This is a genomic window from Alistipes dispar, from assembly GCF_006542685.1.
Classification (GTDB): domain Bacteria; phylum Bacteroidota; class Bacteroidia; order Bacteroidales; family Rikenellaceae; genus Alistipes; species Alistipes dispar.
Genome location: NZ_AP019736.1, coordinates 2,848,482 through 2,869,450 on the forward strand (window position 1 = coordinate 2,848,482; position 20,969 = coordinate 2,869,450).

The 20,969-nt window shown below is 64.2% G+C and carries 18 protein-coding genes and 1 pseudogene; 4 read left to right on the forward strand and 15 right to left on the reverse strand.

The window, feature by feature from the left end; genetic code table 11:
• Positions 1–22 precede the first annotated feature (22 nt).
• The gene (locus FME97_RS11875; RefSeq protein WP_141429823.1) at positions 23–1,483 is read left to right on the forward strand and encodes an alpha-L-fucosidase; all 1,461 of its coding nucleotides are present in this window, start codon (positions 23–25) and stop codon (positions 1,481–1,483) included.
• A 248-nt stretch (positions 1,484–1,731) separates the two neighbouring features.
• On the forward strand, positions 1,732–2,118 hold the full coding sequence (locus FME97_RS11880; RefSeq protein WP_198418187.1) for a VOC family protein: 387 nt from the start codon (positions 1,732–1,734) through the stop codon (positions 2,116–2,118).
• 130 nt (positions 2,119–2,248) lie between these two features.
• On the opposite strand, the gene FME97_RS11885 is transcribed toward FME97_RS11880, so the two are convergent.
• From FME97_RS11885 to FME97_RS11930, 10 genes and pseudogenes are all read right to left on the reverse strand, one after another.
• Positions 2,249–2,812: a DapH/DapD/GlmU-related protein gene (locus FME97_RS11885; protein ID WP_141430038.1), complete on the reverse strand. Its 564-nt coding sequence runs from the start codon at positions 2,810–2,812 to the stop codon at positions 2,249–2,251.
• A 50-nt stretch (positions 2,813–2,862) separates the two neighbouring features.
• Complete coding sequence (locus FME97_RS11890) at positions 2,863–3,903, reverse strand: alcohol dehydrogenase (RefSeq protein WP_141429824.1); 1,041 nt, start codon at positions 3,901–3,903, stop codon at positions 2,863–2,865.
• Between the two features lie 30 nt (positions 3,904–3,933).
• Positions 3,934–4,443 carry an ECF transporter S component gene (locus tag FME97_RS11895; RefSeq protein ID WP_141429825.1) on the reverse strand — a complete coding sequence of 170 codons (510 nt, stop codon included), beginning with the start codon at positions 4,441–4,443 and terminating at the stop codon, positions 3,934–3,936.
• Between the two features lie 27 nt (positions 4,444–4,470).
• Positions 4,471–4,878, reverse strand: a complete 408-nt coding sequence (locus FME97_RS11900; protein ID WP_141430039.1) for a DUF1893 domain-containing protein — start codon at positions 4,876–4,878, stop codon at positions 4,471–4,473.
• Positions 4,879–4,880: 2 nt separating this feature from the next.
• Positions 4,881–6,286 (reverse strand): annotated as a pseudogene (locus FME97_RS11905) (aldo/keto reductase).
• An 11-nt stretch (positions 6,287–6,297) separates the two neighbouring features.
• A complete protein-coding gene (locus FME97_RS11910) occupies positions 6,298–7,812 on the reverse strand; it encodes a 4Fe-4S binding protein (protein ID WP_141429826.1) in 1,515 nt (504 codons plus the stop codon).
• A 167-nt stretch (positions 7,813–7,979) separates the two neighbouring features.
• Entirely contained in the window at positions 7,980–8,576 is a 597-nt protein-coding gene (locus FME97_RS11915) for a DUF3575 domain-containing protein (protein WP_141429827.1), read from the reverse strand.
• A 36-nt stretch (positions 8,577–8,612) separates the two neighbouring features.
• Entirely contained in the window at positions 8,613–10,886 is a 2,274-nt protein-coding gene (locus tag FME97_RS11920; protein WP_232522893.1) for a hypothetical protein, read from the reverse strand.
• A gap of 5 nt (positions 10,887–10,891) precedes the next feature.
• Entirely contained in the window at positions 10,892–11,803 is a 912-nt protein-coding gene (locus FME97_RS11925; protein WP_141429828.1) for a FimB/Mfa2 family fimbrial subunit, read from the reverse strand.
• 3 nt (positions 11,804–11,806) lie between these two features.
• Positions 11,807–12,886 (reverse strand): fimbrial protein, encoded by a 1,080-nt coding sequence (locus tag FME97_RS11930; protein WP_232522894.1) that lies wholly within the window; start codon positions 12,884–12,886, stop codon positions 11,807–11,809.
• A 358-nt stretch (positions 12,887–13,244) separates the two neighbouring features.
• Here FME97_RS11930 and FME97_RS11935 point away from each other — a divergent pair, with 358 nt between their 5' ends.
• Both FME97_RS11935 and FME97_RS11940 read left to right on the forward strand, forming a co-directional pair.
• Positions 13,245–14,441: a mechanosensitive ion channel family protein gene (locus tag FME97_RS11935; RefSeq protein ID WP_141429829.1), complete on the forward strand. Its 1,197-nt coding sequence runs from the start codon at positions 13,245–13,247 to the stop codon at positions 14,439–14,441.
• Positions 14,442–14,661: 220 nt separating this feature from the next.
• Positions 14,662–15,624, forward strand: coding sequence for a FimB/Mfa2 family fimbrial subunit (locus FME97_RS11940; RefSeq protein WP_141429830.1), 963 nt, complete (start codon positions 14,662–14,664; stop codon positions 15,622–15,624).
• A gap of 239 nt (positions 15,625–15,863) precedes the next feature.
• On the opposite strand, the gene FME97_RS11945 is transcribed toward FME97_RS11940, so the two are convergent.
• The 5 genes from FME97_RS11945 to FME97_RS11965 form a co-directional block, all read right to left on the reverse strand.
• On the reverse strand, positions 15,864–16,946 hold the full coding sequence (locus FME97_RS11945) for a linear amide C-N hydrolase (protein ID WP_141429831.1): 1,083 nt from the start codon (positions 16,944–16,946) through the stop codon (positions 15,864–15,866).
• A gap of 162 nt (positions 16,947–17,108) precedes the next feature.
• A complete protein-coding gene (locus FME97_RS11950) occupies positions 17,109–18,212 on the reverse strand; it encodes an ABC transporter permease (protein ID WP_141429832.1) in 1,104 nt (367 codons plus the stop codon).
• A 2-nt stretch (positions 18,213–18,214) separates the two neighbouring features.
• Positions 18,215–19,312 (reverse strand): ABC transporter permease, encoded by a 1,098-nt coding sequence (locus tag FME97_RS11955; protein WP_141429833.1) that lies wholly within the window; start codon positions 19,310–19,312, stop codon positions 18,215–18,217.
• 4 nt (positions 19,313–19,316) lie between these two features.
• Entirely contained in the window at positions 19,317–20,057 is a 741-nt protein-coding gene (locus FME97_RS11960) for an ABC transporter ATP-binding protein (protein ID WP_141429834.1), read from the reverse strand.
• The gene (locus FME97_RS11965; protein ID WP_141429835.1) at positions 20,050–20,961 is read right to left on the reverse strand and encodes an ABC transporter ATP-binding protein; all 912 of its coding nucleotides are present in this window, start codon (positions 20,959–20,961) and stop codon (positions 20,050–20,052) included. The genes FME97_RS11960 and FME97_RS11965 overlap by 8 nt, the downstream gene beginning before the upstream one ends.
• Positions 20,962–20,969 lie beyond the last annotated feature (8 nt).

Here is a 20,969-nt window from a genome sequence, read left to right on the forward strand (position 1 = left end):
TAACCGAATCGAATACCTGACAATGAAACGATTATTATTGCCGTTGCTGCTGACAGGCGTAGCTGCCGCGGGCGAAGCGTGCTGCGGCTCCGGAGCCGCACAGCGGGAGGAGACCTACTACGAAAAACACGTCGCATTCGGCGATGCCACGCAGGAAGAGAAGCTCTCCATGGCCGCGCGGCTCGTGCCGACCCCCGAACAACTGGCCTGGCAACAATGGGAGCTGACGGCATTCATCCACTTCACGGTCAATACGTTCACCGACAAGGAATGGGGTGACGGCAAGGAGTCGCCCGACGTGTTCGCCCCCACGGAAATCGACACCGACCAATGGGTCGAAACGCTCCGGGACGCCGGCTTCGGAATGGTGATGCTCACGGCCAAGCACCACGACGGATTCTGCCTCTGGCCCACCCAAACCACGGAGCACTCGGTGAAGAACTCCCGCTGGATGGAGGGCCGCGGCGACGTGGTGGCGATGCTCCGCCGCTCATGCGACAAGTACGGTGTGAAAATGGGTCTTTACGTCTCGCCGTGGGACCGCAACGCCGCCTGCTACGGCACGGGGAAGGCCTACGACGATTTTTTCGTGCGGCAGATCACCGAACTGCTGACCGGCTACGGCGAGATCGCCGAGGTATGGTTCGACGGCGCCAACGGCTCGGAGGCCGACGGCAAGCGTCAGGTTTACGACTGGGCCCGTTACATACGCACCGTGAAGGAGCTGCAACCCGGAGCCGTCACGGCCATCATGGGCGACGACATCCGCTGGGTGGGCAACGAAGCGGGCAGGGGACGCGCCGAGGAGTGGAGCGCCACGGCCCTGGCCCCTGCGAGTGTCGGGCTGAAGGATCCGACGCCCGCCGTCGAAGCCCTCACCGAGACCTCGCCCGATCTGGGCAGCCGTGCGATCCTCGACGAAGCGAAGGAGCTGTTCTGGTATCCCTCGGAGGTGGACGTGTCGATCCGCCCGGGCTGGTTCTACCACGCCTCGGAGGATGAGAAGGTGCGGTCGCTCGAGGCGCTGAAGGAGATCTATTTCGCCTCGGTGGGATCGAACTCCGTGCTGCTGCTCAATGTGCCGCCCGACCGCCGCGGACGGATTCACGAGAACGACGCGCGACGGCTGCACGAGTTCGGCGAATGGCTGCGCCGGAGCTTCGCACGGAACCTTGCGGCGGGCGGGGACACACTCTGGACCGCCCGGGCGGACGAAGCGCGGGAATTCGACGTGAAGGACGGGCCGTTCGACGCCGTGATGTTGCAGGAGGAGATCGCCAAAGGGCAGCGCGTGGAGCGGTTCCGCATCGAGATATCGGACGACGGTCGGACGTGGGAGACGGCAGCCGAGGGTACGACGATCGGCTACAAACGGATCGTCCGCCTGCCCGAGGCCCGCACGGCGCGGAAACTGCGCGTCACGATCGACGGAACCCGCGCCCCGGCCCGGATTTCGCATGTCGGACTTTACCTGACCGAATAGCCGCACAGGAACGAACCGCGCGGCGGACCTTCTTTCGCGGCGCATGGCGGAACGGACGACCGTGCGGACAGGAAACCCGTCAAACACTTCCGGAGCAGGAAGATGTCCTCGGGCTGTTGCACCGAACGGAAACAAACGTTATCTTTATACGACAGTTCCGAAAGAAACCGAGAAAGGTCGTTCCCCGCATCCGGCCGACGCGGAGCGACCCGAGAAAAGCGAATCCGGCCGGAAGACGACACGGAAGAATGATACGAATCGACCACACGGCCATGTACGTCCGGGACCTGGAGGCGACCCGGCAATTCTTCGTCCGCTTCTTCGGCGCCGTATGCGGCGAGCCGTACCACAACCCGCGGACGGGACTGAGAAGCTGTTTCCTGCGTTTCGGCGACGGCGCACGGCTCGAAATCATGCACCGGCCCGACATGACGGATCCCCGCAAGGAGCCGCTGCGCAGCGGCTACATCCACCTGGCATTCGGCACCGGGAGCCGCGAGGCCGTAGATCGGCTCACCGGGGAGCTGCGGGAGAACGGGTACCGCATCGTCAGCGGCCCGCGCATCACGGGCGACGGCTGCTACGAGAGTTGCGTGGAGGGCCCCGAGGAGAACCTGATCGAGATCACGGAATAAGCGCATACGCCCCCGGCGGAGCCATCGGCCTGCCTGCCGTAATCGGCAGCGCGCCTCATTGCGTGGTCATCATCAATCTCTTCCCGAAACCGGTGTCGCACCGAGCCGTCCGCACGCTTCTAAAACCGGATCATCCGATGCGGCGGATCGGCCGGGCGGGAACTCCGCCCACGACCGTAGCGGCCGGCACGTCCCGCGTCACGACCGCCCCGGCCGCCACGACGGCGCCGTCGCCGATCGTGACACCCTGAAGAATCGTCGCATTGGATCCCACCCACACGTTGCGCCCCAGCACGATAGGGGCGGGTGTCATTTCGGCGCGCCTCGCGGGATCGAGTTCGTGGTTGAGCGTGGCGAAAACCACGTTGTGACCGATCATGCAGCCGTCGCCCAGCGTCACGCCGCCGTGATCCTGGAAGTGACAGCAGGCATTTATGAAGACGTTCCGGCCGACCGAAATGTTCTTGCCGAAATCGGTATAGAACGGCGGAAAGAGCCGGACCGACGCATCCACGGGCTTTCCGAAAAGCTGTTCCAGCAGTTCGCGCACCTCGTCGGGCGTATGGTAGGAGGCGTTCAGCCGGCAGGTGATGCGACGAGCCTCGTCGCTCATGCGATCCATGAATTCAAGCGTTTCCGCCGAAGCGAGCGGCCGGCCCGCCCGGGCGAGTTTCAAAAAATCATCCAGTGTCATCATAATTCCAGTATGTTTCTCCGTTTTCCGGTCCGCTCCGGCGGATCCGGCTATTTCCCGCACTCGACCGCCACTTTCACCACACCGTCCGACCGGGTCTCGAACAGGCGGTACGCCTTTCCGATCCGGCTCAGCGGAAAGCGGTGCGTGATGAGCGGCGTCGTGTCGATCTTTCCCGCCGCGATCAGGCGCAGAATCTCGGCGCAGTCGCAGCCGTCCACGCCTCCGGTTTTGAACGTCAGGTTCTTGCCGTACATATCCGGCAGGGGCAGCATCTGCGGTTCGTCGTAAAGCGCGACGACCGTCACGACGGCATTGGGACGGGCGCACTCCCAGGCCAGACGGAACGTGTCCGACGTACCGGCCACCTCCAGCACGACATCGGCCCCGCCGTGATCGCTGTGCCGGAGCACGAAATCCCGGCATGTCTCGGGTCCGGTCACGAGCACGTCGGGATAGTGCTCCCGCACGAACCGCATCCGTTCGGGCGACTTCTCGCAGACGATGATGCGCCGGGGCCGTTTCAACATGGCGCAGAGCAACGTGCAGACGCCCGTCGGTCCGGCGCCGATGACGAGCACCGTATCCTCCGGCCCGATCTCCGAAATCCGGGCGGCCCAGAACCCCGTGGCCAGAATGTCGCCGACGAACAACGCCTGTTCGTCGCTCACCGTATCGGGAATGGGGGTCAGTCCCTGATCGGCATGGGGTACGCGGACATATTCCGCCTGCCCGCCGTCGATCCGGCAGCCCAGCGCCCAACCGCCGTCGGGATCGGTGCAGTTGTTCACGTAGCCGTGCCGGCAGAAAAAGCACTCGCCGCAGAACGTCTCGACATTGACCGCCACCCGGTCGCCGGGCCGGACGGATGCGACACGGTCGCCCACCCGCTCCACGACGCCGACCATTTCGTGACCTACGGTCACGCCCGGCACGGCGCGCGGCACGTTGCCGTGTTTTATGTGCAGATCGCTCGTGCAGATACTTCCGAGCGTGACGCGCACGATGGCGTCGCGCGAATCCCGCAGTTCGGGGCGGGGCTTGTCCAGCAGTTCGAACCTCCCGGGTCCGACATAAGCGTATGCTCGCATGATTCGGTCGTTTTATGCAAAATCAGGTGTCTATCTTCGGATCAGGTAATTGACTGCCGCCCAGCCGCCGAATACCTGGAGCAGCATCCCGGGAATTCCAATGCGGAAATCCTGCGCCGCGGCGTAGAGGCTGCCCGACAGGGCCCATTCGCCCAGCGTGCCGACCGTCTGGTAAGCCAGCACCACGGCGGCGAACAGCGGCAACGAAGCCCTGCGGAAGCGGGCGGCGGCGAATCCGGCGATCAGGGCCAGCAGCGTCGATTTGAGCAGGATGGCGGGCAGCGCGGCGGCGGCCGGCATACCGAAGAGCGCCGAGTTGAGCAGCGGCGAGGCGACAGCCGTCAGCAATCCGACGCAGCGGCCGTACTTGTAGGCCCCGACGAGCGTGAAGAGGTAGATCGGCAGCCACGTCGGTCCGCCCATGTGCACGGTGTGGCACAACTGCGGCAGGACGATGTTGCCCGCGACGAACAGCGCCGCCAACGAATAGGTTTTCGCCTCCCTGTACTCCAGCGAATAGAGTTTCACGGTAGTTTCCATAGCATGTTATTTCACGTTTTTCCTTCCTTACGGCAGATTCTCCAGAAATGCCCCGATACGGGGCAGGCACTCCCCGGCCGTGCGGCAGTCGGCGCAGAGACGCTCCACGGGACAGATGCCCGTCCGCGTGCGATTGACGATGTGAGGAACCTCCTCCCGGCAAACGACCCGGATGCCCGCCGCGGCGAAAAGTCCGAGGGCCGGAGCGCTCGCCACGTCGGCATACACCTCCTTCACGCCGCCCAGAACCATCAGGGCCGCGGCGCCCTTGCCCACCACCTTGTCCGCCACGGAGGCCCCCCGGAGCGTTTCGGGTTCGCGCGTCAGCAGCCCGTACAGGTCGGAGACGCCCCGGCCGGAGAAGGTGCGGATTGCTCCGTTGTCCACGACCAGCGACCAGCCGCCCCCGTGCAGAATTTCGGTCAGACGGCGCATCGTCATAGCGTTCCCTGTTTGAGGTGTTCCACGAAGCGGTCGATACGCTGCATCTCCTGCGGAATCCGGATGTTCTGCGGACAGTGCGGAACGCACTGATTGCAGCCGATGCAGCGGTCGGCCTGCCGCAGCCGCGGAACCGAACGGTCGTAACCCACGAGGAACGCCCGCCGGGCCTTGCGATAGTTCTCCGCCTGGCGGTCCTCCGGCACGTTCCCCTCATTGACGCATTTGTTGTAATGAGCAGGATACCCGGAATGTCCAGTCCGTAAGGGCACGGCATGCAGTATTTGCAGTCGTTGCACGGAATGGTGGGGTACTGCATCATCAGGTCGGCCGTGGCGAAGAGGAACTCCCGCTCCTCGTCGGTCAGCGGTTGCAGCGGACAGTACGAACGCAGGTTGTCCTGCAGATGCTCCATGTAGGTCATGCCGCTCAGCACGGTCAGCACCCCGGGATACGACCCCGCGAAGCGGAAGGCCCACGACGCCACGCTCCGGCCGGGTTCGCGCTGCTTGAGGCGGGCGACGATGTGATCGTGGACCTTCGACAGACGGCCGCCCAGCAGCGGTTCCATGATGACGGCCGGAATGCCGCGCCCGGCCAACTCGCCGTAGAGGTACTCGGCGTCGGTGTTCCGCGGGTTGATCTCCCGGGCATGCCGCCAGTCGAGGTAGTTCATCTGGATCTGCACGAAATCCCACCGATAGCGGTCGTGTCCGGCAAGCAGACGGTCGAAGACGCGTATATCGCCGTGGTACGAGAAGCCGAGGTTGCGTATGCGGCCCGCCTCGCGTTCGGCGAGGAGAAAATCGAGCATCCCGTTCCGGATGTAGCGGGCCTCGAACTCCTCCATGCCGCCGCCCATGCCCACGCCGTGCAGCAGCATGTAGTCGATGTAATCCACCTGCAATTCGCGGAACGAATTGCGATACATGGCCAGCGACGCCTCGCGGCTCCAGGTCGAAGGGGCGAAGTTCGAGAGTTTCGTGGCGATGAAATACTTCTCGCGGGGGTGGCGCTTGAGAGCGATGCCCGTGACGCGCTCGGACTGCCCCTTGCAGTAGGCCGGGGAGGTGTCGAAATAGTTCACCCCGTGCGCAATGGCGAAATCCACCAGCCGGTTCACCGTCTCCTGGTCGATCTCGTCGGCATCGGGTCCGTCACCGCCCACGGTCGGCCAGCGCATGCAGCCGTATCCGAGCAGCGAAACCTTCTCGCCCGTCCGGGGATTGATGCGGAAAGTCATCGCATCGGTCGGAATCTCTCCGGAAGCGGAGGCACCGTCCGCTGCGGGACCGCGCTCCGGGGCGCACCCGGCCAATGCCGCCGTCGATACGGCGGCCCCGGCACCGAGCCGTTTGAGAAACTCCCGGCGGCCGATCGCGTGTCTGTTTTTCGTATCCATACGTTTTCGGATCAAATGATTCTGTGCTGTTCGTGTCCTTCGACATAGATGGCGCTGAACGGCCGCGCCGGACAGAGGTTCTCGCAGGCGCCGCAGCCGATGCAGCGCTCTTCGTTCACGACGGGAATCTTCGGCGAACCGGGCGACGCCGGATCGGAGGCGACCATCGTGATGGCCCCCGCGGGACAATGGCGGGCGCAGTTGCCGCACTCCACGCCGTCGGTGAGCGGCACGCAGTTCTCCCGCACCCAGACGGCATGGCCGATCTGAACCGCGGACTTCTCGTCCGCCGTGAGCCTCAGGATGGCACCGGTAGGGCAGACCTCCGAACACTTCGTGCACTCGGGGCGGCAATAGCCGCGTTCGTAGGAGGATTCGGGCTGCATGAGCGTCTCGGGCCGGGCGGAGGGCCGCAGAACGTGATTAGGACAGACCGAGACGCAGAGCTGGCAACCCGTGCAGTGCGTCGCCAGATGGCGCAGGGACCGGGCGCCCGGCGGCACGAGAGGCGTGATGCGGTGCGGCGCCCGCTTGTCCAGAATGACGGCCAGACCGCCGTCCACTTTCTTTTCCTGCGCCCGGGCGACCGCCGCACCGAGCAACAGCCCCGTTCCGGTCAGGAAATTCCGGCGGCCCGTATCGGCAGGAGCCGCCGATTCCGTCCGTTTTCCGGCCGCCGCTCCCGGAACGGATGCGGCGGTCTTCGTGCGAAACCGGTAGCCGACCGCCCCGTGCCTGCAAACGTCGAGGCAGTCCATGCAGGCCACGCAGCGCGAATAGTCGATCCGGCGGTTCCGGTAGTCGATACAGGCGGCCTTGCACCCCCGGGCGCACAAGCCGCAGTCCCGGCATTTCTCCGGGTCGATCACGGGCCGGAACAGCGCATATTTCGAGAGGAACCCCAACACCGTCCCCACCGGGCAGACCGTATTGCAGTAAGTCCGGCCGTTGCGCCACGCCAGCACGACGAGCACGGCGCACGTCGCAGCAGCGATCAGCAACGTCGGCAGGCCCGCCACCCGGACCTCCGTTTCATAGAACGCATAGCTTCCCACACGCTCGGCGACCGCGGCCAGCGCATTGTTGCCCCAGAGATAAACCGGACGGAAGAAGTTGGAGGCGATACGTCCGTAGGCGCTGTACGGCGCAAGCAGAGCGACCAGCGAACCCACGCCGGCGACCAGCGCCGCGACGAACAGCGCCAGCGTCCCGCAGCGCAGCCACCGCCGGGCCGGAGAGTAGGAGAAACGATACTTCCGCCTTTTCCCGCGGCCGCCGAGCCAGGCGACGAAATCCTGAAACACCCCGAGCGGGCAGACGACCGAGCAATAGACCCGGCCGAAAAGGAGCGTCAGCACCGCGAGCGCCGCCACGACACCGACATTCAGCGCCAGCACCGCCGGCAGGAACTGCACCCGGGCCATCCATCCCAGCCAGGCATGGAGCGTCCCCGTGAAATCGAGGAAGAGCAGCGTGATGCACGCGAAGAAGAGAACGGCGAGCGTCCGTCGGATTTTCCGCAACATAAACTTCCGAATTTATGTTGCAAAAATACCGAATAAAAATGAATTTCCGTGTAGATGGATTACGGATTCTCCAACCCGGATTACGGATATGCGCCGCACGAACGGCCGGAAGGTCGCCTGCGCGGGAAACGGCCGCCGCGTCCCGGAACGGACGCCGGCAGGGGAACTCACCGTATCATGAAACCGACGGACACGCCGACCCGCGTCGGACCGAAATAGTTCCGGCGGCCGCTGCCCAGAAACCGCCCGCAGCGCTTCCAGACATAGCGGTCGTATTCCGACCGGATGTATCCCACGCCCAGCATCGCCTCGATGTTCCATCTCCGGCCGACGACCCACTGGTATCCGTAGGAAAGCCCCGCGCCGTAGAGGAAGCCCTCGTAACGGCGGTCGCCCATGCCGAAGAGCTTCACACCCCCGGCGTTGTAGTCGGCATAGAGGACATGAAGCCCGAAAAAATGCCCGGCGAAACGCCTGCGGAGCCAGTAGCGGAATTCGGTCTGCGCCGTCCAGAACTTGAGTTTCCGGTTGTCTCCGAAGGTCCAGGGGTTGTAGCCGCCCGCCACCTCCCACGAGGTCCGCGGGTCCAGCCCCACCTCGAATCCGGCGTTGAGCGACGCCGTCGCCCAATAGAGCGCGTTCGTCCGGACGGCGAACCGCGGCCCGGCCGTCCGGAGGGCCGAACATTCCTGCGCCGATGCGCCCGAGCCCGGAAGCAGTGCCAGACAGAGCAGGACTGCCGTTTCGTACAGATAGTTTTTCATCACATTGCGATTCTATGAAGTTCCGGTCCCGGCCCATCACCCGGCCCCGCACACGCGTTCCACGATCCATGCCCAGAGGTTGGCCATCAGCCGGTCGAAATCCGTCGTCACCGTACCGTCGGCATTGGCCTGCGAACTGAGCCGGTTGTACTGGTGGAGGCTGGCGTCTCCCAGGTAAACGATCCGGTCCGTACCGTTCACCCCCACGATGAGCGTGCCGCCCTGCCCCGAAACGTCGCTGACCACCAGCGGAGTCACCCGCGACGGATAGTCAGAGCAGTAGGCCGCATAGTCGTCCGCACGGACGACGGGCGCATTCTCGGCCACCGTTCCGAAAGGCATCGTGAAGAAGCGCGCGTTGGCATCGGTCCGCGCCGCCCGCCGGAACTGTCCGCCCAGGTTGTTCCGGTAATAGTATTTCCACGTGCCGTCCGAAGTCAGGTATTGCCGCAACTGCGCGTTGCTCGTATCGGTGTCCGTGCCGACGATCAGCACCCGGCCGGGAGCAGCCCGGAGCCAGGCAAGGACCACCTGCGCCAACTCGTTCGAAATCGGGGTGTTGTATGTCAGATAGATCACATCCTGCGCCCCGATCGTCGCCTGCATGCTCCGGAAAATCTCCTTGTCCGCGGCGCTCCCCGTCCCCGTGGCCTGCATCTCCGCCCGCGACGCCTCCGAGAAGGAGAAGCCGCCGATGACGACCGTTCCGCCCGGGGAGAAATTCTTCGCATTGTCCAGGATACGCCGCATGGGCAGTCCGCTGGCCGAAGTCGGGGTGTTCGTCCCGAGGTCTCCGATCTCCTGCACGGAGAGCACGCGCACGATCCGGGTCCTGAACTGCGAGGGATTTCCCTGCGTCACCGTGATGTCGAACGTCCAGCGCCCTCCGGTCACCCGCAGCCGGGCCGTTACATCCCGATCCGTGCGGTTGTCCGCGAGCGCCGAGAACGACAGGTAGGAGAGCGTCTCTCCGGCCCCGGCGTCGCGGCCGATAGCGACCGAGAAACTTCCGTTCTCCAGCACCTCGCCGGTCTGCGACGCCTCGCCGCCGGTCGGAACGCCGGAAGCGTCGAGCCAGCGGACCGAGTAGGGGACCGAGGCCTGCACGTCCACCCGCGCCGTCTTCCCGGCGACATAGCCGAGCGACACGCTGCGGGCGGAGACCCCGAGGTAATTGTCGCCCTCGAAATACATCTCCGTCGTGAAATCCTCCCACGCCTCCGTTTCGACCGCAATGCTCGTCGCCCGGCTCGTCGCGGCCGTATCGGGATCGCTCCATCCCTCGCCCAGCACCTTGCGGATGCGGAAAACATACTTGTAATTCCGCAGCACCTGTCCGAACGGATGCCCGTCGATGCCCGGGTCGAAGTCAATCCGGTAGTAGGAGAGCCGCTCCTGCCCGTCGTAGTACCCGCCGACGACGATGCAGGTTGCCTCCGACAACTGCGCCGCCGGGTCGCTCTCGGCCGCGGACTCCGGGAGACAGATTCCCGCGACCGACGCCGGGTCGGGTTCCGCGGCGGTCACCTTCACCGGCTCCGCCGACTTCTGTGCCCCTGCAAACACCGAAGGCGCCGTGACGCGCGGCGACTCGGCCGAACCCATGTCGTCCGGAACGATCCTTATTTTGTCGTTCGGCCGATAGACATAGACCTCCCCGATCCGGAAAGGACGGGAACCGGCATCGAGCGCCTTCGTCACATCGACCCGCGCCACGGCGCGCAGCAGCCTGACATCGAAGCGGTTCTCCGCATCCGCCCGCAATCCCGACGGAAGAGGTATCTCGCCGTACATCGGCAGATCCCCGGTCAGCCCGGAGAACGACCGTCCGATCCGCTCCCGGACCGTCGCCTCGTCGCTCCCCGCAGCAGGCGCATACCTCTCGAACGCATCGCCGTAATTGCACACCAGCGCCAGTTTCACCGGGTTCGGCGTCCCGGGAAGCCGCACCTCGAACCGCGTCGCACTCCCGGAGAACCGCACCTGCTCGCCTTCGGCCATATTGCGGTAAAGGTAACGGCCGCCCTCCTGCTCGAAGACGAGCACCCGGACCGTTCCCACCCGGCTCTCCGCCTCGTCGAGGTCCTCCGCCGCCCGCATTTGCGGAAGCGAAGGCCGCGGCGGGGCGATCGTCAGGCGCACGACCGCCTCACCGCCGGCCGGTTCCCGCTCAGGGGCCCCGGACGACGGGTCTTCGGAACAGGCCGCCCCGAACAGACAGAGCACCGCCAGCGCAACCGCCGCCCGCGACCGGATCGTTCCGGCCCGCCGTCCGCAGCGGACTTTCCAGCTTTTTTCGCATTCGTTCATAACCGTTACCAGATTTCCCATTGATACACTTCGTTCCAAGGCGTAATCTCCGTGCGGATCGTCACTCCGGTTCCGTCCCGCAGGTCGATCAGCAGGTTGGACGTCCGCCCCGAGGGCAGGGCGATGGGCAGTCCGTCGTCGTTCTCCGTCACCGCGATCACCGCACGGTCCGCGACGGCCCTGCCGGCCGCCCGCTCGTAGAGCGTTACGGTCACCGCTTCGGCCACGGTTCCGGAGTGGATGACGTTGAACGCCGCCCCGGTCGTCAGATCGCCCCGGTCGTCGAAAGCGCCGCTCCGGCGGATCGTGGCCGTTCCGCCCGCCGGATTGCCCTCATAGTCGTAGCCGTCGTCGGGCAGTCGCACGGTCAGGTAGTAACGCTCCTCCGGCAAACCGGCGTCCAACCCCCGGACCGTAATATGCATCCGCGCGTTCTTGCGGACGACGACCACCTCTTCGGGCGTCTCGCCACCCGCCGGAGCCGGTTGCGCGCTGCCGAAATACAGGTCGTCCGGCACGCCGTGGTAGCCGTCGCCGTCCCCGATCAGGGAGACGGCCGCTTCCCCGATACGACTTCCGTCGGCGGGAATACGCAGAAGCTGCCCCTCCCCGGCATTGGCCCAGACCGAGATCCGACACGCCCCGGGATCCGCACCCGGAAGCGGAACCGGCACGTGATGCACGACCTGTTCCGATCCGACGGAGACACGGCCCGCGAAGGTCCCGTCCGGCGAGAAGAGGAACAGTTCGGCCTCTCCGGCCGCACCGCTCTCCGTGATGTCCCGCCCGGTCGCGGCGTCCACGATCTTCAGGACGACCGACCGCCCCGCCTGCGACGGCGGACAGCCGGCCCGGTCCTCGCGGATACATCCCGCAAGGAGCGCGAGCGCCAGCAACGCTATGGAACGTTCCCGCACGGCCTACCACTCTACGTTCTGGACGAGTTCGGTCGCCCATTCCTGCGGCTCGACGGTGACCGTGAGCGACGCGGGATCGGCCGTGACCTCCGGATCGGTACTGCCGCCGCCCAGCCGCCTGAGCGTCACATTGACCGTATAGACGCTGTTGCGCCGGATGAAGGTTCCGTCGTTCGTACCGCCGCCCGTCACCGTTCCGTCGTTAATGCGGAACGAAAAGTAGGTCGGTTCCCCGGCATAGGTTCCCGCCAGCGTGATGAGCGTCGTGTTCCCGTCGGCGTTGTCGCTCGGCAGCACGTAGAAGTAGCGGTTGGCGTGATCCTCCGTCGTAACGGTCTCCGCGAGGTAGTCCCGGGCCTCGCTCTTGCCGCCCTTCATGCCTCCGTAGAAGAGATCGGGCGTATAAGCCGCCGAAGGCACGCCCATCTGCGCCGATCCGCGGGCCTTCATGACCATCACCCCGGTCAGGGCGAACTTCGCCGCATCGTGTCCCGCCTCGGGTACGATGGAGACGGTTCCCAGCTTCACCTTCGCCACAAGCCGGCTGACTGCCACGGTACTCGTCTCGGAGGCGTTGGCAGTGAGCGTCACCGAGCCTTCGCCGCTCATGAACAACCCGTCGGCCGCGGTCTTCTGCGTGTCGAGGCCGATGACGTTCCGCACATCGGCGAACCAGTCGTAGTCGATACCGTCCGGGAAGGAGACGGTCGAAGGGACGTTGGCCAGCACCACCAGCTTCTTCGGTCCGGCGAGCAGTCCGGTAATCGTCTCGGAAAGGACCGACGGAGCGAAGGTATGCTTCTTGTCCAGCGTACCGTTGGCATTGAAAACGAACACCGTGACGTTATGCACGCTGTTTTCCGCCGCGGCGAGCTCCTCCTGCTCCGGATCGCCCGCAGGAGCCACGGCCCGCACGGAAGGCTCCTGTCCCTTCAGCGTAACGGTAAGGGAGGCCGTCGGTCCGGCCGCGGGCCCCTGCTTCGTCTCCCCGCCGTCGCAGGCGGTCATTAAAAACACGATTCCCAGCAGCCCTGCGAACACGGCCCGGACACTTCCTCTCCCGGAATGGATACTCTCTTTCATGGCAAATGATTTTATGTTGATACAAACTGCGAAGGCCGGCAGGTAGCTCCGCGCGGCGTTCTCCGACCGGATACTGCAAAAACCGGGACATTTCTCCGGCCGCCCGTCCTCCTTTCGGGCGCATTCAGCCGCCCCGACGGCGCCCCGACGCACGCCGTCCGGGCGGACGCCCATGTTTCCGGCCGAAAGGCGGCACGCCCCGGAGCCGCCGCCGGGAACATGCGGCGGACGGCGGAATTCCGGCCCGGCCGAAGGAAAACGCCCCACACAGTTGCAGATTAGCCGTTTCGATCGTAAATTTGCCTGCGGCGGCGCGCCGGTCCTCCGCGGACGGCAGCCCCGCAAACCCGAACTCGCCATGAAAGACCTGAATCTCGAAATAGCCCGGCTGCTGCAACGGGCCGGCCTGGGCGGCCTGCACTCCGAATGGGAGATCCGCATCGTCGTCATCGCCGGAATACTCCTCGTCTCGTATCTCGCCACGAAGGCGTTCCGCCGCCTCATCATCCCGGCATTGCAGAAAATCAGCTCCCGGACCCGGGCGACATGGGACGACCATCTTTTCCAGGACAAGGTCATGCACGGCGCCTGCCGGCTCATTCCGCCGATCGTGTGGTACATACTCCTGCCGCTGGCCTTCGACAGCTCGCCCGTTCTGCTGGAGCTGCTCCGCAAGGGGTGTCTGATCTACCTGATCGTCGTCGCGCTGATGCTCGTCAGCGTATTTCTGGACACGCTCCGCGAAATTTCGGACGAACACGAGACTCTGCGCAACCGGCCGCTTCAGGGCATCTACCAGATGATCAAGCTGCTGTCGGTCTCCGTCGGCTGCATCCTCGTGGTCAGCATCCTCATCGGCCGCGACGCCACGACGATCCTGGCCGGGCTGGGCGCCTCCGCCGCCGTGCTGATGCTGATTTTCCGGGACAGCATCCTGGGACTGGTGGCCGGCGTGCAGCTTTCGGCCAACGACATGCTGCGCCCGGGCGACTGGATCACGATGGCCAAATACGGCGCCGACGGCTACGTGACCGAAGTTTCGCTCACCACGGTCAAGGTGCAGAATTTCGACAAGACGATCACGACGATCCCTCCGTACGCGCTGGTCAGCGATTCGTTCCAGAACTGGCGCGGCATGCGCGAATGCGGCGGACGGCGTATCAAACGTTCCGTCCTGCTCGACGCCTCCACGGTGCGGTTCTGCACGCCGGAAGAGACGGAACGGCTCCTCAAAGAAGGACTGGCACAGAAGGAAGATTTGTCGGAAAACGTTGTGAATACGCGGATTTTCCGCAGTTACATGCAACGTTACCTGAAGTCGAACCCCGGCATCCGCCCCGATCTGCTCCAGATGGTGCGGACCCTGCAACCCACCTCCGAAGGCATCCCAGTCGAGATCTACTGCTTCACCAAAGCGACCGACTGGATTCCCTACGAAACCTTCCAAAGCGCGCTTTTCGACCACATCATCGCCATCCTGCCCCGGTTCGGATTGCGCATCTACCAGCGCCCGGCGGGCACGGACTTCCGGAGAAATCCGGCCGGAAATCCGTGATGCGGCCGTGCCGGGGGAATAATAATCCGGCGATTATTTGGTATTCCGGTTTTATTTCCGTACCTTTGTAAAACAGGAGGGTGGAAAGACCTGTCCATGAACGAAGTCTTTCTCCGAAACCTTTCCGAAAAACCGATTTGGTATAACTTATGCAGCGTATAGGTTAAAACGAACCTATACGCTGCGATTTTTTTTATTCATTCTCAAAAACACAGACATTATGAAACATGCATTTTTAGGGGCTTTCGCACTTCTGCTCTCCGCCGTATCCTGCTCCGACGACGACAACAACAACGGCTCCGGAACGCCCGACAATCTGGTAACCCCGAAAATCAGCGCCCGGATCACGGAACAGGTGGCGCAGGACGCCCCGTTCACCGGCATTCTCGAAATCTTCCCTTGCAGGGCGGGCGGATCCGACTATTTCGGCAACTACATCAACGGCAAACTGACGATCTTCAACGGGTACTACACGATCGTACAGGGCGACGTCTACGGGAACAACAACCGGGAACTCCATCTGCCGATCGGTCCTTACAACATGGTCTATTGGGGCACTCCCAAGCACGAGGAACCGATTCACAATTCGCCCGAGATCAACAGCCCGGGCATCGTCAAGGGAGCCAATCTCGCCGACATGTACTTCAGCCTGAGACCCTACGGCGACGGAACCTACAAACCGGTCTATGACCTCGTACACGCCGTACAGGAGACCCGGATCGGATCGGAAGAGCTCCATACGGGCCTCATCCGCGTCAGTGCCGGACTGATCGTAAACCTCAGACAGAAGGACAACGCCGTGTTCAACTCCAACGTCAAGAGCGTGAAGGTGCAGATCGGCGGCATCGCCGAAAAGCTGAACTTCTACACGGCCGAACCGGTGAACCAGACGAAAACCGTACGCTTCGACCTCTCGCGCTCGGAAGACAATACGACGATGAGCAACGCGACGGTCATGCTGTTCCCTTCCGCCCCGAATCCCACGCTGGAGTTGTATATCACGCTGGCCGACAATTCGATCCACAAGCTGACGCAAACCCTGAACTCCTCGCTTTCGGCCAACACGCTGCTGACGCTCAACGTCGTGATCGGCGAAATCCTGCCGGAGGGCAATCCCGGAGACTTCACGATCACGGACTGGAACGAGGAGAGCGAGACGATCGAATTCCCGACAGTCGAATGATCCGCCGGAGATTCCGGAACGGGCCGCCGCGCCGGACCTGAGAACACCCCGTCCGGAATCGCCGAACCATGAAGAAAACGCCCCTGCCGCCTTTTTGCAGCAGGGGCGTTTCCGCGGAAACATTCCTCGTCCTCCCGACAAAGCGACCCGGATTCGAAGCGGAGCGGAAGGGCGGGGGGAGGGACCTCCGGCCGCACCGTCCCCGGCAGTGATGGAAACGGCGGCGCGCAAAGCGGCTGCTATCCGATCCGGACCGGAACGACGGGCTGCCGCCGCACCTCGTCCAGCGGCTCGGAACGATACCGTACCTGTCCGAAGTCGATCGCACGCAGGTCGATGCTGCGGATCGTACTGTCGTACATCGTGCGGTAGTAGATCGTCCGGCCCGCAGGATCCGTCGCCGAGGTCCACTGCGTGGCGCTCGGAATATCGGCCGGAAGCTCGCCCTGCGGGAACTCCACCCCGACCGGAATATCGAAATTGTTGAGTATCTGGAAACATTGCAGCACGGCGTCGAAGGCCGTCGCCCGCTGCGGAGCGGTCGTCTGGTAGAACGCCGCACGGACGAACCGCGACGGCGGCGTGACGTCGCCCGGCAGCCCCAGCATGCCGCTGCCGGCCCCGAACGCCGCGAGGCGGACGCCCTCCATCCGGCGTTCGGGAGCCGATCCCGGATAGAGATTGACGTAGTTGTTCAGATTGGTCAGTTGCCATTCGAAGCCCGGCGAGTTGGTCAGCACGCCCAGCTCGTTCTCATAAAACACCGCATGGCGGTCCACGATCTCCAGCACTACCTGACGTCCCGAAACGTCGGCGAAACGCCAGTGCACGGTCGAGGCGCGCGGGTCGATGCCGATGACACGCACGTTGCCGAGCAGCTCCTTCACCTCGTCGATCGTGCGGCATGCGCCCAACACCAGCGACACGAGCTGCAAGTCGGCGATGCTCTCCTCCTTCCGCGCCGGATCGTAAGCCTCGTACTCGCCGTAACCCGGAAAGTAGAAGAGTCCGGCCGACAGCCCCTCCTCGTTCAGTCCCTCGGCCACGAACTCCTCGCGCTCGACCGACAGCCCGACATAGCCGTAGCGGGCCGTGAACAGCATCCCGTCCATACCGTCGGGCGTGAAGGAGCGCCGGGCATACCCCCTCGGCACGACGACATAACGGCTGTTCAGATCGCTGCCGCCCCATTCGATCGTGCGGGCGACGACACCGGTCCCGTCGGCGGCCCGGAGCGTGATGCCGGTGCAGGCCCGGAGCGGCTGCGGCACGACGGCGACAAGCGCGGCGGCCAGCGGCAACAGGAAATACGTTCGTTTCATAACGGATGATTTTTACACCGGCGAAACCGTTTTCCCCGGTTCTGCAAATATAGCGATTATCCGGGGAGTTTCCCCGGACCGCCGCGCATATCGGTCTGCCCGCGGCATCTTTCGGCCCGGCCGGGGCGGAACGGCCCGCCGTGTCCGGGGAAGGGAAGGCGCTTACGACCGTTTCCGGTAGCTCAGCGCCGCCCAGAGGTTGAACAGCACGGCGAAGAGCGCGAGAGCCGCATAGTCGGTCCGGAGATCGGCGACGGTCGCCCCCTTGAGGTAAACCGCCCGCATGATGCCGATGAAGTAGCGGGGCGGCAGGAACCAGGTGATCCGCTGCGCCCATGCGGGCATCGACTCGACGGGGGTCAGCAGGCCGCTCATCAGGATGAAGATCATCACGAAAAAGAACATGCCGAACATGGTCTGCTGCATGGTCGCCGAATAGTTGGCCGCGATCACACCGAATCCCGACATGACGAAGATGAAAAGCGCCGCAGCCAGGTAAACGGCGCCGAGCGACCCGACGGGAACCAGGCCGTAAACCGCCCAGGCGAGCGACATGGCCAGCGTCAGCACCCCGAGGCCGATCGCCCAGTAGGGGATCAGCTTCGCCAGCGTAAAGGCGAACTGACTCACGGGCGTGACGTTGATCTGTTCGATAGTGCCCGTCTCCTTTTCCCCCACGAGGTTCAGCGCCGGAAGAAAGCCGCAGAGCAGGATAAGCAGCATGATCATCAGCGCCGGAATCATGTAATTGCGGTATTCGAGCGTCGGATTGTAACGGTTCTCGACCACGACGGGATCGGATTGCGCCGACAATCCCCGCTCGCCGCGCAGCTCGGCGACGGAGGCCGCGACCGTCCGCACGAGGTACTGCATTCCCAACGTGCCCTTCGTGGCGTTCACCCCGTTGGCCGAAATGCTCACGCGCCGCGGTGCGTCCTCCTCGAGGCTGCGCCCGAAATCGCGCGGAATCTCCAGCACGGCATCGGTATTCCCGGCTTCGAGACTGCGAAGCGCCGCGGAGAAATCGTCCGATACGCCGCAGAGCGTGAAATAATCCGAAGCGCCGATCTTCTGCACGATCCGCCGCGAAGCCGGCGAACGGTCGCAGTCCACGACCGACACGCTGACATGCCGGATGTCCATGGTCGTCACCCACGGCATCACGAGCATCACCATCATCGGAAACATGAGCGCCATCCGCGGCAGGAACGGATTGCGGAAAAACTGCCGGAACTCCTTTTCGAGCAAAACCGCGAGTGTACGCATCGTCATTCGAGTTTATCGTTGAACTTCTTCAGCGCAATGACGACGAGCAGGACGGTCATAACCGAAAGGATGAGGAAATCCCCGAGAACCGCGGCGAAAGGCAGTCCCTCGATCATCAGTTTGCGGATAGCGTCGATATACCAGCGGGCCGGAACGACGCACGAAAGCAGGCGCAGAACGCCGGGCATGTTCTCGATCGGAAAAACCATGCCCGAGAGCATGATGAGCGGCATGAGCATAAGCATGGCCGAGATCACCAGCGCCGTCACCTGCCGGTCGGAAATCGTGGAGATGAACAGCCCGAGCGCCAATGCCAGGGCGAGGTAGAGCAGCGACAGGCACACGATTCCCGCGACACTGCCCGACATGGGCACGTCCAGTACGAAACGGGCCAGCAGCAGGATGGAGACCAGATTCAGACACGACAGCGCGAAGTAGGGGATCATCTTGGCGAAGACGATCCGGATCGGCCGCACGGGCGAGACGAGCAGCACTTCCATCGTGCCGGTCTCCTTCTCGCGCACGATCGACACGGAGGTCATGATCGCGCAGATGACGATGAAGATCAACCCCATGATGCCCGGCACGAAATTGTAGGCGCTCTTCATTTGCGGATTGTACAGCAGGCGCGTCCCGGGCGATGCGTCCGGAACCCCGGACGCCCCGGGCAGCAGCACGCTCTGCAGATAGGCGGCCCCGGCCGCGGCCATATTGGGATTCGAAGCGTCCATGACCAGTTGCACGGCCGGGGCCGCAGCCCCTCCGCCGGCCGACACTGCCGTCCGGCGGTCGAAATCGTCGGCGAAGACCGCCACGGCATCGGCCCTGCCGGAACGCAGCGTACGGTCGATCTCGGGCCCGGCGACATAGCCTTTGAACGTGAAATAGGGATTCGCTTCCAGCCGGGCCACGCATTGCCGGACCGCTTCGGTCGGGTGCGGCGCGACGACGGCCACATTGACGTTGTTCACCTCGGTCGATATGGCGAATCCGAACAGGAGCAGCTGCACGACGGGAATGCCCAGCACGACGAGCATCGTGCGCGGATCGCGCACGATATGCAGCGTCTCCTTCCTGACGAACGACAAGAAACCTCCCATGCGACTATTCGGTTCGTTTGGCGCCGCGGGCCAGCGTCCGGAACACCTCGTCCATCGACTCCGCGGCAAATTCTCTCTTCAGTTCGGCGGGTGCGCCCAGCGCACGTATCCGCCCGTCCACCATGATCGAGACACGCGAACAATACTCGGCCTCGTCCATGTAGTGCGTCGTCACGAAGACGGTCATCCCTCCGGCGGCCGCCTCGTAGATCAGCTCCCAGAACTGGCGGCGCGTCACGGGATCGACACCCCCCGTGGGCTCGTCGAGAAACACCACCTCGGGACGGTGCAGCGTCGCCACCGAAAAGGCGAGCTTCTGTTTCCACCCGAGCGGCAGCGCCCCGACGAGCGTGCGGCTCTCCCGCCGGAAATCGAGCCGGCGAAGCAGCGCGACCGCCCGACGCAGGATCTCGCGCCGCGAAAGGCCGTAGATGCCGCCGTACAGCCGGATATTCTCGATCACCGTCAGGTCGTCGTACAGGGAGAAGCGCTGGCTCATGTAGCCGATATGGCGCTTGATCCGCTCGCCCTGCCGCGCAATGTCGTACCCGGCGACCGTGCCGCCGCCCGAAGTGGGGCGGCTCAGCCCGCAGAGCATCCGCATGGCGGTGGTTTTCCCGGCGCCGTTGGCTCCGAGAAATCCGAAAATCTCGCCCCGCGCGACCTCGAACGAAATGCGGTCCACGGCCTTGAAGCCGCCGAAACTCTTGCTCAGCTCCCGGACGGATATGATAGGTTCATTCATGGTGCATCCGTTTTATGAAAACATCCTCGATTCCGGGTTCGGCCGGGCGGAGGACAACGCCGCGGAAACCCTGGCCGGCGAGTCTGCGCACGAACCCTTCGGGATCGAAATCCGGTCCCGCAACGAGGTGGTGCGCCTCGCCGAAAGGATAGCACTCCTCGACGCCCGGCTCCCGCCGCGCCGCCACGAGCAGACCGTACATCTCCCCGCCCGAAAGCGCATAGAGCCGTCCGCCGAAACCGCGGACGATTCCCTGCGGCGTATCGACGCCCAGCAGGCGTCCCCTGTCGCAAAGCGCGATGCGGTCGCAGCGGCGCGCCTCATCCATATAAGGCGTCGAGACGAGCATCGAAATTCCACGGCGCTTCAGGTCGGAGAGCATGTCCCAGAACTCGCTGCGCGACACGGCATCGACGCCCGTGGTCGGTTCGTCCAGGAAAAGCACCGACGGGCGGTGGATCAGCGCGCAGCAGAGCGCGAGCTTCTGTTTCATGCCGCCCGAGAGTTTCCCGGCGCGGCGCGTGCGGAACGGTTCGATCTGACGGTAGATCGGAGCGATCAGATCGGCATTCGCGCGGCGGTCCACGCCGAACAGCGCGGCGAAGAAACCGAGGTTCTCTTCTACCGACAGATCGGGGTAGAGCGAGAAACGTCCGGGCATGTAACCCACCCGCCGGCGGATCTCCCGGTAGCCGGACACGATGTCGAACCCGTCCACGGCGGCCCGGCCGCCGTCGGGCACGATGAGCGTCGCAAGCAGCCGGAACAGCGTCGTCTTGCCGGCTCCGTCGGGACCGATCAGTCCGAACAGCTCGCCCCGCGCGACCCCGAACGACACGCCGTCGAGCGCGGTCAGCGTCCCGTAACGTTTGGTCAGTCCTTCGACCGTAATGGCGGTTTCCACGGCGAAAA